The organism is Tolypothrix sp. PCC 7601, assembly GCF_025677855.1.
Classification (GTDB): domain Bacteria; phylum Cyanobacteriota; class Cyanobacteriia; order Cyanobacteriales; family Nostocaceae; genus Aulosira; species Aulosira diplosiphon.
The window spans coordinates 7,749,376-7,763,866 of sequence record NZ_CP064879.1 but is presented as its reverse complement, the minus strand read 5'-3'; the positions used below and the strand labels follow the sequence as shown (position 1 = coordinate 7,763,866).

General features: G+C 41.4%; 16 protein-coding genes and 1 pseudogene. 15 read left to right on the top strand and 2 right to left on the bottom strand.

Annotation, left to right across the window (positions count from 1 at the left end; genetic code table 11):
* Window positions 1-14 precede the first annotated feature (14 nt).
* Together HG267_RS31475 and HG267_RS31470 are read right to left on the bottom strand one after the other, a co-directional pair.
* Entirely contained in the window at window positions 15-893 is an 879-nt protein-coding gene (locus HG267_RS31475; protein ID WP_045871119.1) for an Rpn family recombination-promoting nuclease/putative transposase, read from the bottom strand.
* Window positions 894-928: 35 nt separating this feature from the next.
* On the bottom strand, window positions 929-1,759 hold the full coding sequence (locus HG267_RS31470; protein WP_045871349.1) for a DUF2887 domain-containing protein: 831 nt from the start codon (window positions 1,757-1,759) through the stop codon (window positions 929-931).
* On the opposite strand from HG267_RS31470, the gene pglZ reads away from it, so the two are divergent.
* The 15 genes and pseudogenes from pglZ to HG267_RS31395 all read left to right on the top strand — a co-directional run bounded on the left by pglZ (window position 1,690) and on the right by HG267_RS31395 (window position 14,324).
* Window positions 1,690-3,054 carry a BREX-1 system phosphatase PglZ type A gene (gene pglZ / locus HG267_RS31465; RefSeq protein WP_235623067.1) on the top strand — a complete coding sequence of 455 codons (1,365 nt, stop codon included), beginning with the start codon at window positions 1,690-1,692 and terminating at the stop codon, window positions 3,052-3,054. The two genes, HG267_RS31470 and pglZ, sit on opposite strands and share 70 nt — an antisense overlap.
* A 60-nt stretch (window positions 3,055-3,114) precedes the next feature.
* A pseudogene (locus HG267_RS31460) lies at window positions 3,115-3,885 on the top strand (BREX system Lon protease-like protein BrxL); the annotation flags it as partial.
* 302 nt (window positions 3,886-4,187) lie between these two features.
* Window positions 4,188-4,520 (top strand): hypothetical protein, encoded by a 333-nt coding sequence (locus HG267_RS31455; RefSeq protein WP_155539314.1) that lies wholly within the window; start codon window positions 4,188-4,190, stop codon window positions 4,518-4,520.
* A 103-nt stretch (window positions 4,521-4,623) separates the two neighbouring features.
* Entirely contained in the window at window positions 4,624-4,962 is a 339-nt protein-coding gene (locus HG267_RS31450; RefSeq protein ID WP_045871120.1) for a type II toxin-antitoxin system HicB family antitoxin, read from the top strand.
* 30 nt (window positions 4,963-4,992) lie between these two features.
* The gene (locus HG267_RS31445) at window positions 4,993-5,436 is read left to right on the top strand and encodes a type II toxin-antitoxin system VapC family toxin (RefSeq protein WP_045871121.1); all 444 of its coding nucleotides are present in this window, start codon (window positions 4,993-4,995) and stop codon (window positions 5,434-5,436) included.
* Between the two features lie 168 nt (window positions 5,437-5,604).
* The gene (locus tag HG267_RS31440) at window positions 5,605-6,504 is read left to right on the top strand and encodes an NmrA/HSCARG family protein (RefSeq protein WP_045871122.1); all 900 of its coding nucleotides are present in this window, start codon (window positions 5,605-5,607) and stop codon (window positions 6,502-6,504) included.
* 796 nt (window positions 6,505-7,300) lie between these two features.
* Window positions 7,301-7,615 carry a quaternary ammonium compound efflux SMR transporter SugE gene (sugE, locus tag HG267_RS31435; RefSeq protein WP_045871123.1) on the top strand — a complete coding sequence of 105 codons (315 nt, stop codon included), beginning with the start codon at window positions 7,301-7,303 and terminating at the stop codon, window positions 7,613-7,615.
* Between the two features lie 270 nt (window positions 7,616-7,885).
* A complete protein-coding gene (locus HG267_RS31430; protein WP_045871124.1) occupies window positions 7,886-8,362 on the top strand; it encodes a DUF2656 domain-containing protein in 477 nt (158 codons plus the stop codon).
* A 130-nt stretch (window positions 8,363-8,492) separates the two neighbouring features.
* Window positions 8,493-9,224: an ankyrin repeat domain-containing protein gene (locus HG267_RS31425; RefSeq protein ID WP_045871125.1), complete on the top strand. Its 732-nt coding sequence runs from the start codon at window positions 8,493-8,495 to the stop codon at window positions 9,222-9,224.
* Window positions 9,225-9,627: 403 nt separating this feature from the next.
* Window positions 9,628-10,488, top strand: coding sequence for a phycobilisome linker polypeptide (locus HG267_RS31420; protein ID WP_045871126.1), 861 nt, complete (start codon window positions 9,628-9,630; stop codon window positions 10,486-10,488).
* A gap of 40 nt (window positions 10,489-10,528) precedes the next feature.
* Window positions 10,529-11,278, top strand: coding sequence for a phycobilisome rod-core linker polypeptide (locus tag HG267_RS31415; protein ID WP_045871127.1), 750 nt, complete (start codon window positions 10,529-10,531; stop codon window positions 11,276-11,278).
* A 303-nt stretch (window positions 11,279-11,581) separates the two neighbouring features.
* Window positions 11,582-12,340 carry a phycobilisome rod-core linker polypeptide gene (locus tag HG267_RS31410; protein ID WP_045871128.1) on the top strand — a complete coding sequence of 253 codons (759 nt, stop codon included), beginning with the start codon at window positions 11,582-11,584 and terminating at the stop codon, window positions 12,338-12,340.
* Between the two features lie 167 nt (window positions 12,341-12,507).
* Entirely contained in the window at window positions 12,508-13,056 is a 549-nt protein-coding gene (locus HG267_RS31405) for a phycobiliprotein lyase (protein ID WP_228045461.1), read from the top strand.
* Window positions 13,057-13,360: 304 nt separating this feature from the next.
* Window positions 13,361-13,984 carry a chromophore lyase CpcT/CpeT gene (locus HG267_RS31400; protein ID WP_045871129.1) on the top strand — a complete coding sequence of 208 codons (624 nt, stop codon included), beginning with the start codon at window positions 13,361-13,363 and terminating at the stop codon, window positions 13,982-13,984.
* The gene (locus HG267_RS31395; RefSeq protein WP_045871130.1) at window positions 13,962-14,324 is read left to right on the top strand and encodes a hypothetical protein; all 363 of its coding nucleotides are present in this window, start codon (window positions 13,962-13,964) and stop codon (window positions 14,322-14,324) included. The genes HG267_RS31400 and HG267_RS31395 overlap by 23 nt, the downstream gene beginning before the upstream one ends.
* Window positions 14,325-14,491 lie beyond the last annotated feature (167 nt).

Genomic DNA, 14,491 nt, shown 5'->3' with positions numbered 1-14,491 from the left:
TCCCGTTGGCTTTTTTAAGCTTTAAGTGCTGCCAACCAAGCATCCAAATCAGCCATACTGGTAAAATCAAGCAATGCTTCCCCTAGATTTTCCAACTGTTCGAGGGAGAGAGATTCAACTTGTTGACGGACATCTTGCGGTAATTCCCCCACCCTTCTAGCTAATAAACGCAGAACAAGGGATTTCTCTCCTTCTTCTCGTCCTTCTTCTCTTCCTTCCTCCCGTCCTTCCTCTCGTCCCTCTTCCTTGATTTCCCGATAAACCCGTGTTTCTCTGAGCGTAATTCCTAACATTTCTTCTACCTCCCGTTGGCTTTTATTTTCAAACTTGTACACCATGATTGTCGTCAGTAACTCTATTATGGCGCGATTTTCTGGCTGCGGTGCTTCCTGTTGACTTCTGGTAAGCAAATACCTGGCTTCTTCGGTTGCTTGCTCATCTTCAATTGTAGTCAACACCATCAATGCTACCCACAAGGGTAAAGAGCGAATATCCCCCAACTCATCCAAATATATGCGATTTACCTGGGGGCTGTTAAGCTGACTGAGATAAGGACGAATATCACTTTGCTCAAGATTACGGGATGGATAAATTATCACTATTTGCAGATTACTAAATCTATCCCGATTACGGTAGAAATATAACCAAGATTCGGCAAAAACCCTTTCATAGAGTCTTTCATCCTTTTGAAACTGTACCTCGCAGAAATAGACTACACCGGGATTTGAACTTTCGGGAGGTAAAAATACACCATCGATTTCAAACTTTGGTTCTTTAACTGCTACCGAATCGAATCGATATTCACCTGCATTAGCTGGTGGATTAGTCAATAGCTCAAATAGTAAAGTTGGCGATTGTTGAAATAGTTTATAGAAAATTGAGTCTCGACGCATGAAGGATTTTATCGGAAGATTGCACCTTCTCGATTTTAAGCTTTAAGTGCTGCCAACCAAGCCTGCAAATCAGCCATACTGGTAAAATCAAGCAATGCTTCCCCCAGATTTTCCAACTGTTCGAGGGAGAGAGATTCAACTTGTTGACTCACTTCTTGGGGTAATTCTCCTACCCTTTTGGCTAATTGACGTAAAACCAGGGATTTTTCCCCTTCTTCCTTGATTTCCCGATAAACCCGTGTTTCTCTAAGTGTAATTCCCAGCATCTCTTCTACCTCTCGTTGGCTTTTATTTTCAAACTTGTACACCATGATTGTTGTCAATAACTCTATTATGGTGCGATTTTCTGGCTGAGGTGCTTCCTGCTGACTCCTGGTAAGCAAATACCTGGCTTCTTCCGTTGCTTGCTCATCTTCAATTGTAGTCAACACCATCAACGCTACCCATACGGGTAAAGAGCGAATATCACCCAATTCATCCAAATATATGCGAGTTACTTGCTCTCCATTGAGTAAACTACGATAGGGATGAATTTCGGCTTGTTCGGTGCTGCGAGATGGATAAATTATCACCATCTGTAAATCACTAAATCTGTTACGGTTGCGATAGAAATATAAATGGGATTCTGCAAATACCCGCTCATAAAGCTTTTCATCGAGTTGAAACTGTACTTCGCAGAAGTAAACAACCCCAGGATTTTGACTTTCTGGAGGTAAAAATACCCCATCGATTTCAAATTTTGGTTCTTTGACAGCTACCGAATCGAATCTATATTCACCTGCATTCGCTGGCGGATTTGTCAATAGTTCAAACAGTAAACTTGGCGATTGTTGAAAAAGTTTATAGAAAATCGTATCTCGACGCATGGAGGAGGTTATGGGAAGACTGGTCAGATTCTCTCGGTGAAAAATGGGAAGTAACAGGTGTTCCATCTCAAACTAGATTTTACCGCGAAAATGTTTTACCAATATTCGATCGCAGCGACAGAGAAAAGGCTTTTGTAATTATTTCCGATGCATTACGCTACGAAGTTGCCAAGGAACTCGAAGAAGTCATTAAAAAAGAATTACGGGGTGACGCAAATCTAAATGCACAATTAGGTGTTTTACCCAGCGTTACCCGTTTGGGAATGGCAGCATTATTACCAGGGGTAAAGTTAGAATTAGTACCTAAAAATGGTGATGTCAAAGTAGATGGAATGAGTACAAAAGGTTCCTTAACTCGACAAAAATTGCTGATTCAAAATAGTAAAGTTGAAGCAACAGTAATTGATGCTGGTGATTTATTAGCAATGACAAGCGAAGAAGGACGAAATGCTATTTCATCCTACCGCTTGGTATACATTTATCATAATGTCATCGATGCTATTGGTGACAAACCAGCCAGCGAACGTCAAGTATTTACAGCTTGTGATGATGCAATTCAAGAAATTGTCCGCTTAGTCAAAAAAATCTGTAATTCTCTTAACGGCACTAATTTATTTATTACCAGCGACCACGGATTTTTATATCAACGTCGTCCTGTCCAAGAAGCCGAAAAGCGCCCCATTCCTAACAGCGAAGTAATTTTAGAAAGTAAACGTCGCTACCTATTAACCTCAGAAATAATACCAGAACCCAGTTTATTAAACTTTTCTCTACCCTATGCAGAAAAAACCTTTGCTGTGATTCCTCGCGGCACATTACGCTTTGGCATCCAGGGTGCAGGTTCCCAATTTGTCCACGGTGGGGCATCTCTGCAAGAAATTTGTGTACCCATAATTACCTATCACCACAAACGAGCCGCAAAAGATGATGAAGGATTAGCCCGAAAAGTTAACGTGCAAGTGAGTGTTAGAGAAAGAAGAGTAACGAATAATCGCTTTAGCTTGACACTGGTACAAGCAGATGCAGTGAAAGGAAGATGGCGATCGCGTCAAATAACAGTAGCTTTATATCATACCGATAGCAATACACCCATCACCGATGTCAAAAAAATCGAATTGAGCAGTAGCAGTCCCCACCCCAGCGAAAGAGAAAATACCGTCCGTCTGACGATCGCAACTTCCAACCCTCCTACCCGTGCCTTATTAATTATCCGCGATGCTGATGATGATAGCGAATTAGTACGGGAAGATTGGACTATTAGCTTGAGTATTGCTAACGATTTTGGCGATTTTTGATAATTTTTGATAATTTTTGATAAAACAACTCAAGTACCTCAACACCTGTATCGCTTCCTTATGGATGACCTCAACCACAAACTCAACAATATTTATTCTGGAAAGGTGGTACGCAAAGACCTAACCAAGCGGATTAAAGAAGGTGCCAACGTACCCGTGTACGTTCTGGAATACCTACTGGGAATGTACTGTGCTACAGATGATGAAGTGACGATCGAGGAAGGTGTTACCCGTGTTAAAAACATCCTCGCCCGTTTAATCCCCCTATGCGAAAATAATTACAATTGTTGCGAATTAGGTCCCCGTTCCACTGGAAAATCCCACGTTTACAAAGAAGTTTCCCCAAACTCGATTTTGGTTTCCGGTGGTAAAACCACAGTAGCCAACCTGTTTTACAATATGTCCACCCGTCGCATCGGTTTGGTGGGTTTATTCGATGTCGTCGCTTTCGATGAAGTTGCTGGTATTAGCTTCCACGATAACGATGGCGTACAAATCATGAAAGATTACATGGCTTCCGGTTCCTTCGCACGGGGAAAAGCCGAAATTACAGCTACCGCTTCAATGGTATTTGTAGGCAATATTAACCAAAGCGTTGAATCCTTGGTGAGAACCTCCCACCTACTGGCACCTTTCCCGGAAACAATGATCGATACGGCATTTTTTGACCGCTTTCACGCATATATTCCCGGTTGGGAAATTCCCAAATTTAGCCCAGAAAACTTTACCAATCAGTACGGCTTTATTGTCGATTATTTAGCCGAGTGGTTGCGGGAAATGCGTAAACGCAGCTTTGCCGATGCTATCGATCGCTACTTTCGACTAGGTAATAGAGCAGCATAGGTTGTTTCGGTCATAGGGAAAAACGAAGATCGGAAATAGAGCTTCAAACACACAAATACTAACTTTGCACTATTTGTGGAAAAGTATCCAGTATTTCCTTCAGGAAATATATCTATGTCGAAGAAGAATCCCCGCACGTGGGCGGAGAGTGTCAATTTATTGATAAGGCGATCGCCTATCTTGAAATAAGCAAGACTTTTACACCACAAGCTGTTGACCACATTATCATTTCGGATAATGTCGCTTTCCTATAGCTTGCGATACTCGATATTGCTTCTTTCCGACACCAAATGCCAAGCCCGATTTGTCAGATTATGGGTATCAATCCAGCCTTTGGTGCTGGAAATACTTTGTCTTCCCTCGTCACACCTTCGGGCTTAATGGATTGTAACAGCCCTGCTAGATTCGGATTTATGGGAAAAGACCGCTTTTTCGGCGTTTTTAAACCATTTTTACAAACTAAGCCATTTTATGACTCCACCATAGTCGGCTCAAATCGAATTGTCCGGAAATCATCTGTGATATGCTTCCACTGCAAAGCCACGATTCCGGGGCGATCGCACGTTTTTTATCCGACCTCACCAAATCGCGTTGCTCCCACAAGCATCTTTGTTGTAATCTGACATGAAAGCATTGCTGTAGCTGCCATTTGCGCTCAATGATTTGCTGCAGAATTGACCAAACAAATAGTTTATTATGAAAACATATGGATGTAAGTAAAAAGATATGGTTAGCTTTAACTCTTTGATCAATGCTTCATATGATAGCTATAATGCGCTAATTGAAAAAAATCAAGATGGTACATTTAGCGCCACCCTCATAGGTTTATCAGATTGTAAAAGTATAGGTCAAACGGAAAACGAAGCCATAGAAAAGTTACAAGATATGTTACAAGCGCGTTTGAGTAATTCAAAACTTGTTACTCTACAAATACAATCTCTTAAAACTGAAAATCCTTGGATAAAGGTAGCAGGGATGTATAAAGATAATCCTCTTTTTGATGAAGTGTTAGCTGAAATAGAAGCCGAACGCCAAATAATTAGTGCAGAACAGGAAAAAGATTAGAATCAAATTAATATATAGGATTCAAATCAAGTGACATTTGTATGGGTGCTAGATACAGACCATTTATCACTTCTCCAAAGGGGACATCCACTTCTACAACAGCGGATTAATCAAATAAATCCTGAAAATCTAGCCATTACAGTTGTCACACTAGAAGAGCAAATGAAAGGATGGCTAAATGTCATTAATAAACATAATGATAAATCTCCACAATCGGAAAATTTAATTATGGCTTACAAAGGGTTAAGGGATTGTATTGAATACCTTAACAAGCTCAGAGTTTTAGATTTTGATCGGTCTGCTTACAATTATTATCGAGAATTAATTAACCAAAAAGTTCGGATCGGCACAAGAGATTTACGTATTGCAGCTATCACATTGTCTATAAATGGTATTTTAGTAACACGCAATAGTAAAGATTTTGCCAAAGTTCCTAATTTACAACTAGAAGATTGGACAATTATGACATTCTGAGCTTGAAATAAAAGTTCCTACCGCCGTTTTTTGAAATCTATTAGTTCTATTAATATCTGCCATTATGTGTACAGCAATTACTGACTCAAGATTGAACACTAAATCTTGAATATTTGCTACAACTTCTACATCAGGCATATTTTTCAAATAGTAACTTTAGGTAAAAGAATGTCCGATAAAATTTTGCTCATCGGCGTTACTGGTGGAACTGGTGGAAATGTCGTCAAAGGCTTTCTCGAACAGGGTATAACAAACCTGTGTGCCATTACTAGGAAAATTGACCTTAACCGTCCTTCTCTAGCAAAATTGCATGATGCGGGAGTGGAGTTAGTAGAAGCTAACCTAGATAATGCAGACTCCCTCACCGCCGCTTTTACAGGAGTTGCTGCTGTTTACTGTCACGCCACATCTGGAGATAGTAGCAAAGCCAATCCTCAAGAAGTGGAAAGAGCAAAACAAGTTGCACAAGCAGCAAAACAAGCTAATATCCAACATTTTGTTTATAATTCCGCAGGTGGGGCGGAAAGAAATTCTGGTATTCCCCATATCGAGCAAAAATATCAAGTTGAGCAAATTCTCAAAGCTGCTGGTTTACCCACGACCATGTTACGCGCTTGCTTATTTATGGAGGAGTTTTGGAAAAAATACACGCGTCCTTCTATCCTTAAAGGCATTTTCCCTTTTTCCATTCAGCCTGACAAACCGCTACATTTAATTACTACTAAAGATATGGGGCGTGTAGCAGCCTATGTAATTCAACATCCTGCTCAATATATTGGGCGAGAATTTGAGTTAGCTGGTGATGTGCTAACACCCAAACAAATGGCTGAGGCTTTCTCGCAAGCGCAAGGAATAAAAGTTATCCATAAAGAAACACCCGCTTGGATTTTCTTGTTACTTTGGCAAAAAGAACTATTCAATTTAATTCAGTGGTATCGCCAAAAAGGTTATCAAGCTGATGTTCAGCAATTAAGGAAAGAATTTCCCGGTATTTTGACTACATTTAGCGAATTCCTAGCAGAAACTCATTGGAACAATCCAGAGCTTACCTATGAAAATTTATGGTAATGTAAACCGCTAATTTTGTAGGCAAAGCTTAAATAATACCAATTAAAATCATATTCGCAACACATAAATTCTCTGTAGGGGCACGGCACTAGTAAGATTATTGTATATACCAGAAGATTATGGATGCCGTGCCCTTACGATGCCGTGCTATTCCCTGTTATCTTAAATGGATTATAACCTGAGACTTGTTTACCCTTTTGCTGTTCTAAGCCTTCTGATAGTGTATTCTCTACAACACCACAACATAAACTTAAAGTTGCAAATTATCTCTATGCTGATGATTAGCGATCGCAGCGCACTTCTTACTAAGAACTATCCAAAATTTAGCAAGATATTCAAAGCGGAAGTCAAAAGTCAAAAGTCAAAAGTCAAAAGTATTTATATATCTGGGCTTTTGACTGTTTGAAACGGTAGCTTTATTTACGCCGTGTTGTACTAGTTACTTAACAAAAAAACAGAACAATATTTTTGGAGGGGGTTTGGGGGACGCAACCGTCAACCAATCGGGGGTTTGGGGGAGAATCCCCCAATTTATCTGGCTTCTTTAAGAAGTAACAAATCAATCGCTAATGAGCTTAACTGAACTGTATTGCTATATATAATGAGTCCTTTGAGATGATAATTACGAGTCGGGGTTACTTTAGTCTTGATTGACTAAAAAATAGCTGCTAAAAACTTGAGTTTAGGATAACAGAAAATATTCTTCCTTATGAAAGACAGGCTGATTACCTCTTCCCTGTAATAATTCAAGCAGAATAGAGTTGTGTCCTCATTTGGGTGCGTAAGGAAAAAAACAATGGCTTGGATTTACCTTCTGATTGCTGGTTTGCTAGAGATGGGATGGGCAATCGGTTTGAAGTATACACAAGGATTTACCAAGCTGGCTCCTAGCGTCGTTACCGTTGCTTGTATGATACTGAGTTTTGTATTGCTATCAAAAGCACTCCGCACTTTACCAGTGGGTACTGCTTATGCAATTTGGACTGGTATCGGAGCAGTGGGTACGGCTTTGCTGGGTGTAGTGCTGTTTGGAGAACCTGCTGAGATGAAGCGCTTTTTCTGCATTGGCTTAATTGTTGCAGGTTTGTTGGGGCTGAGGCTTGTTTCTTAACGGTGCAAATTTGAGATTTTGGGTTCAGCGCTCATTTAACATTATTTTGTCTATTCATTAAGTATTACAGTTAGGCAATTTTCTGTAATCACCTTAACGTTACTAAACTTAACGAATCTTCTTTAAGTAATTAACCCTACTATGGTTAGAAAATAGGAATGGCTTGAGTGTTCTACCAACCTCCCCAGAGCAAGATGTAATACCCATCCTCAAAACTAGCTGCTAAGGCTCAAGTCACTCAAACCCTAGCTGTAATTATGCTGAACCCAAATGTTGAATCAATTTCAAGGGCGAATGCTACTCTCTCATAACTTTGATGTTAGTCCTGACACAGTACAAGCCCTCAGTCGGGAAGAATTTGCTGAAGTATTTAAATCAAGCTTGAGTGTCTATGAACAACTACAATGCAGGTTGGTGAATCATCCTCATTGGACTGTAGAAATTTTGTTCCCTACCAATGAATTTTCGCCGCAGCAAGTTGGCGAACTCTGTGCTAAGGCTTTAGCAGAAAAACGGCGATCGCAACAATTAAGTGCAGAAACTATTCCACAAATTCTGATTTTAGGTGGTATCAAAACAACTCCCCCTACTAGCGATTCTCCTGATGCTCTGCAACCAGGAAACTGGGGTGTGGATGTGGTAGAAACTCCCTCTGGTGAAGCATTTTTGCAGAAAATAGCTTGGGATAACACTATTGCCCAGAAACCCGCAGACAGTGTATTTAAAGTTGAAATAAAGACAGCTTGAGAAAGTAATTCGTAATTCGTAATTCGTAATTAAAATTAGTACAAACAACCTACCGAGCCAAGATGAATGGTGCTTCTGGAACTGCACAATCAGGTAACGTTGTAACTAAGTATTACGAATTACTTAAACAATGGCTTCTCTCAACGAAGATTTGATCCGCGCGATCGTTAAAGGTGACACTGCTGCTGTCAAAAGCTTACTAGCCCAGGGCGCAGATGCTAATACTACCGGGGGCGTTACAGCTTTGGGAGCCAGTAATACAGCATTGATGTGGGCAGCTACAGAGGGTTATTTCGATATCGTAGAATTACTGCTGGCTCATAATGCTGATGTGAATGTGAAAAATCCCGCAGGCTACACAGCTTTAATGTTCGCTGCAGAAAGCGATCGCTCTCAAATTGTTTCTCTGCTGCTCGATAGTGGTGCTGATATAGGCGATGCCTTCTGGCAAGACGCTTTGCGTCTACGCAACTCCTATGAAGAGACTGTATTAATGACAATGGCGCGGCGTGGTCAAACAGATATTGTGCAACGTCTAGTCAAGATGGGTGCTGAGTTAAATGCCACTAATAAAATCGGTGACACAGCATTATACTTAGCAGCAGACAATGGGCATACCTATACAGTCAAAGCATTAATTGAACTGGGTGCTGAGGTCAATACTGCCAACATCGGTGGTTGGACTCCTCTGATGATGGCAGCAGCCAGAGGCGATTTAGAAACTATGACGATTTTATTAGCAAATGGCGCAGACTTCCGTCCCAAGAATCGCTGGGATGCAACAGCATTGAGTGAAGCCCGTAATTCATTTAGATCTGCTCAAGCAGTAGATTTATTAATCAAAGCAGGGGCGACGGAGTGAAGTGGGGATTGGGGACTGGGGATGAGGAGGATGAGGGGGATGAGGAGGATGAGGGGGATGAGGGGAAATAACCATTACCCATTCCCCATTCCCCATTACCCAATTTCCCATGCCCATTACAAATAGTTTGTGCAAATTGAGTGCAAAATTCTCTCATTTCATCAAGATTTACAAATCTTGATGTACATCTTTCCGCGCTCATAAGAAAATGATCATAACAAAGCGTATAAAACGCCTAAAACCTTGAGCATCTAGGAAATCACAGCTTTCATGCTTATGGAAGCTGGTAATTTGGGTTGCAACAAATCAATCCAAAGAATTGATGAGCCTGGATGAGCAATCTGAAATTTATTTACAAATCGAAACAAATTTCTTAAACTTTCGTTAACAGGAGAAACAATTAATGCCATTTGGACCAGCTTCACGCTTGGGAGTCAGCCTATTTGATGAAACTCCTCCCGTTGAGTGGGTACCAGGTCGCTCACAAGAAGAAGCAGAAACAATCATTCGGGCAATCTATCGGCAAGTATTAGGTAATGCCTATGTGATGGAAAGTGAGCGGCTTGCTGTGCCTGAATCCCAGTTTAAGCGGGGTGAGTTGAGCGTCCGCGAGTTTGTCAGAGCAGTGGCTAAATCTGAACTATATCGTTCTCGCTTTTTCACCAGTTGTGCGCGCTACCGAGCCATTGAACTCAACTTCCGCCATCTATTGGGTCGTCCACCACTAGATTTAGAAGAAATGCGCTCCCACAGCACAATCCTTGATACTCAAGGGTTTGAAGCTGAGATTGATTCTTATATCGATGGTGATGAGTATCAGTCTACTTTTGGCGAGAACATTGTACCTTACATCCGAGGCTATAAAACCGAAGCGCTTCAGAGCATGGTGCAATTTACTCATACCTTCCAACTGGTACGAGGTGCTTCTAGCAGCAGCCTGAAGGGTGACTTATCTGGCAAGGCTCCTAAGCTGAATGCATTAGTGATTCAAAGCACACCAACAGCAGTAATTTCACCTGCTAGCGCTGGAGCAACCTTCTCGACACCACCTACTGGTGCCCGTACCCGTCTTGGAGTCGATGCTAGTGCTGGTGGCAAAGTTTACCGCATTGAAGTTACAGGTTATCGTGCCAAAACCTTCAATAATATTTCCAAGTTTCGCCGTTCCAATCAAGTCTTTCTGGTGCCCTACGAAAAGCTCTCTCAAGAGTATCAACGGATTCACCAGCAAGGCGGCGTGATCGCAAGTATCACTCCTGTATAAATTAGGTGCAAACTTAAAAAATTGAGGAGCAGAAATTTTAATGGCATCCCAGACAATTCTTGAACTTTGGCCCTCTAGTAGCTTAGAAGAAGTTCAAACTATTATCCGTGCAGTTTACAAACAGGTTTTAGGCAACCCTCATGTTATGGAGAGTGAGCGGTTGGTGACAGCAGAATCACAATTATGCGATCGCTCCATCACCGTGCGGGAATTTGTCCGCAGCGTTGCCAAGTCTGATTTTTATCGCAACCGCTACTTCCAATCCTGCGCTCCCTACCGATTTGTAGAACTTAACTTCTTACATTTGCTTGGTCGCGCACCCCAGGATCAAAGAGAAGTTTCCGAACACATCGTTCGTACTGTAGCTGAAGGCTACGATGCTGAAATTGACTCCTATATCGATAGTAGTGAATATGAAGCAGCCTTTGGTGAAAACGTAGTGCCTTACTATCGTGGTAGAAGTAGCGAAGCCAACTCCAAGCAAGTAGGCTTCAACCGCATATTTGCCCTTGATCGCGGCCCTGCCCAAATTGATAGTGCAGTTAAATCGGCTCAATTGGTCTATGCTGTTGCTACTAACAGCGCCAACGCGATCAAAGCCTCTTCATCCACAGTCATTGGCTCTGGAACTGAAAAACGATTCAAAATCTTGGTGCAAGGTTCCAAATTCGACAGTCCCCGACGCATCAGTACCACTGAGTACATTGTTCCAGCTAGTAAGATGACTCCCCAAATTCAGCGGATTAATCGTACTTCTGGCAAAATCGTCAGCATTACTGAAATTGTCTAACCTTTAACAGGGTGGGCATTAATACTTGTCTGTTCTAAATGTTGAACCGATTAGTATTAACAACTCGTAATTCGTAGTTACTAATTCGTAATTACGTTACGGATAGGGATTTAGCTCCCACCTGTAACGGCATGATTTTATAGAAGTCGGAGACTCAAACCCTCAGCTTAATTACGAATTACGAATTACGAATTACGAATTAGTAATTTAGGTTGAGACATTGCCCGCCCCAGATCATTCACTTTTTTAATTTGTAATTTTTCAAAAACACCCACAAAAATCCTAAATTTAGGAGGCATAGATATGGCACTTTGGATAGAAACCGAGTCCGTTGAATTACGCCCCAACGCCACTGAAGAGGATCTACAAGCAACGATCAGAGCCGTATATCGCCAAGTTTTGGGCAATGCTCATATATTTGAAAATCAACGGCTGACCAATGCTGAGTCGCAATTGCGGAACGGTGATATTACTGTTGCTGGTTTCGTTAGAGCTGTGGCTCAATCAGACCTATACCGTTCATTGTTTTTTGAAACTTCTTCTCCCTATCGTTTTATCGAATTGAACTTCAAACATTTGCTCGGTCGCGCCCCCCAAGATCAGGCGGAAATTGCAGAACACGTGCAAATTTACAACACCCAAGGTTACGCAGCAGAAATCAACTCCTACATTGATAGTGATGAATATATCAGGAGTTTTGGCGACAATATTGTGCCCTCTGCTCGTGGTAATCGTACCCAAGCCGGGATTAAAAATGTCGGTTTTAACCGTACCTTCGCGTTAATGCGGGGATTTGCTGCTAACGATCTAGGTAAATCGGCAAAATTGATTAGCGATATTGGCTCTAATCTCGCCACCAAAATTGTTGCCCCTGCTGCTGGTTCCGGTGCTGTTAGCAATACAGGTAAGAGGTTCCGGATCTCTGTCTCCAAAGCCAATTTTGGTGCTAGGGTGACTAAGAGCGTAGCCACCTTTGAAGTGGGATACAACCAGCTAGCCCAGAAAATTCAAAGTATCCAGAAAACAGGAGGCAAGATTATTAGTATTGCGGAAATAGCTTAACGCTACCAATGGAGAAGTTCCTCACCAGCTATGGCAATACGGTTCAGATAAGCTTCTGTTTCTCCCCCTGCGTCCACTGCCTACCCCACTAAATGTCCTTAACTGAACTGTATAAGTCTTTAGGGGTCAATTGGAACCTTCTCCTATCCCAAAGCAAATAGCTAAAAATGGAAACCAAAGTGTTGATGAATATTACAAAGTTTGTGGCAAATTCTATAGGGCATTGGCGATCGCAACGTAGTGCCCATCATTTAGCATTTGGTCACTTTGAAGCTGTACAGTCTGAGATAGATATCATTGCTCTTCCAGATGACGATCCAGCAGTGATTGACTTATGTAAAAGCTATAATATCGACCCTCAAACTGTGGTTTCCCCATTTCGCATGACTTGGGAAGGCCAATCAGATTGGGATGATAGTGAAATCAAAGGCACCTGTGTCCTCGTTCCCATCCCCGATCCAGATAGTCCCCATCGCGGTAAACTCCTGCGCGATCAAGGCTATGCAGAAACAATCGCCGCAGCTGGCGATTATTACTTTACGGAAGACGGCACATTTGTGTTAGTCACCGCTTACGAGCGCGCCGCTGCTGAAGAAAAAATCTGGTTTGTTAACCCCAATGTTCGTTGTCGGGTTTCCTTAATTAAAACTAGTGCCGGTTCAGGAGTTGTTACTGCCTCATTTTCTTCAGAAATTCGCCAGGATATTCAGAATTAAACTATATCTGACAATATTTCAAGTCATATAGATACAAACTCAGAGCGTGCAGTCTATATATAAACGCGATCGCGTTAGCTTTGCCATGCCATTTTTTCATAAACACTGGTGCCTAGGTTATGCCAATTCAAAATTAGGAAGCCATAGCAAAAGCATTGGTGAGTTTGGATCTGTTGTTCAATTTTAGAGAATTGGTATTCAGGTCATCATTTTGAATTTTGCCGAAAGTATAGTCTTGGGCTTCGACCAAGAGGAGCAACTTGACAAGAAGATTTTGGGATTGTTTATTTATCCTCATCTAGTTATGACCTCTTCACTACCAAAAATTCCTGACACTGTATCGCCTAATTTAATCACCCTGGCTCGTTGGATGGCAGGTGATTTCAGCAACTATCAACAGGCATTTGAAAATTCTAAAGATTACGCCCATATTCATGTTTTCTTTCGCCCATTACCGTTTGAATTCTTCTCAGGAATTGGGCTTTATTCAGAACAAGTATATGATTATGATTTGTGGCGACCTTATCGCCAGGGAGTCCATCGTCTTATCGATAAAGGCGATGAAATTTATATCGAAAATTACAGCCTAAAACAAGCACTGTATTATGCAGGTGCAGCGCGAGACTTAAATATTCTCAAAACTATTACCCCAAATTGTATTGAACGCCGATATCATTGCTCAATGATTTTTAAACGCGAGGGAGATAAATTTATCGGCGGTGTTGAACCTGGAAACCTATGCTTAATTGAGAAAAATGGCTGCCAGACTTATCTAGATAGTTACGTTGAAATTACAGAAACCACTTGGGTAAGCCTAGATAAAGGTATGGATGTGAATACACACCAACAAGTTTGGGGATCTACCTTTGGGCCATTACGGTTTGAAAAGCGGGAGAGTTTTGCAGATGAAATCCCAAATATCCTATGATCTTTCCCTGCCGAATCTGCCTCTAAAAGCAAATATGCTACCTCCAGAAGCACAGAAGAAAATGCAGTGCTGGATTCGCAGTCGGCATTTAATTTGTTCGGGTAATTTCTTTGTTTTTGAAACTGTAGATTATAGTGCTATTGAACGCTTTTCCCAATGTGTAGGAGCATTAGGAGGTACTGTGATTTCGGTTGAGCCAATTGACAAAATTTGGATGGGCGCTCATCGTCAAGTTATTCTTTATCAGGCCAGAGCTAGTTTACATACACCCTGCCACAATTTGAAACAATATTGGATAAAATACGGAGGCTTTCGCAGCCGATTCGATGAGCAAATTTGACCTTTTCCATCGCAAATCTATAACCTGTATTTCTCACAAGCAGCACATATAGCAGATGTAGGTTGGATTAAGCACAGAGCAATCCAACATCTACAGCGCTTTTGAAGTAAGCAAGGTACATCATGAGTAATGAGTAATGAGTAATGAGTAATGAGTAAGCTGTTACG

Coding starts and splice junctions, on each gene's coding strand:
- HG267_RS31475 (WP_045871119.1), bottom strand. CDS start 893: ATGCGTCGAGACTCAATTTTCTATAAACTATTTCAACAATCGCCAACT.
- HG267_RS31470 (WP_045871349.1), bottom strand. CDS start 1,759: ATGCGTCGAGATACGATTTTCTATAAACTTTTTCAACAATCGCCAAGT.
- HG267_RS31455 (WP_155539314.1), top strand. CDS start 4,188: ATGCCAAGCCCGATTTGTCAGATTATGGGTATCAATCCAGCCTTTGGT.
- HG267_RS31450 (WP_045871120.1), top strand. CDS start 4,624: ATGGTTAGCTTTAACTCTTTGATCAATGCTTCATATGATAGCTATAAT.
- HG267_RS31440 (WP_045871122.1), top strand. CDS start 5,605: ATGTCCGATAAAATTTTGCTCATCGGCGTTACTGGTGGAACTGGTGGA.
- sugE (WP_045871123.1), top strand. CDS start 7,301: ATGGCTTGGATTTACCTTCTGATTGCTGGTTTGCTAGAGATGGGATGG.
- HG267_RS31430 (WP_045871124.1), top strand. CDS start 7,886: ATGTTGAATCAATTTCAAGGGCGAATGCTACTCTCTCATAACTTTGAT.
- HG267_RS31425 (WP_045871125.1), top strand. CDS start 8,493: ATGGCTTCTCTCAACGAAGATTTGATCCGCGCGATCGTTAAAGGTGAC.
- HG267_RS31420 (WP_045871126.1), top strand. CDS start 9,628: ATGCCATTTGGACCAGCTTCACGCTTGGGAGTCAGCCTATTTGATGAA.
- HG267_RS31415 (WP_045871127.1), top strand. CDS start 10,529: ATGGCATCCCAGACAATTCTTGAACTTTGGCCCTCTAGTAGCTTAGAA.
- HG267_RS31410 (WP_045871128.1), top strand. CDS start 11,582: ATGGCACTTTGGATAGAAACCGAGTCCGTTGAATTACGCCCCAACGCC.
- HG267_RS31405 (WP_228045461.1), top strand. CDS start 12,508: ATGGAAACCAAAGTGTTGATGAATATTACAAAGTTTGTGGCAAATTCT.
- HG267_RS31400 (WP_045871129.1), top strand. CDS start 13,361: ATGACCTCTTCACTACCAAAAATTCCTGACACTGTATCGCCTAATTTA.
- HG267_RS31395 (WP_045871130.1), top strand. CDS start 13,962: ATGAAATCCCAAATATCCTATGATCTTTCCCTGCCGAATCTGCCTCTA.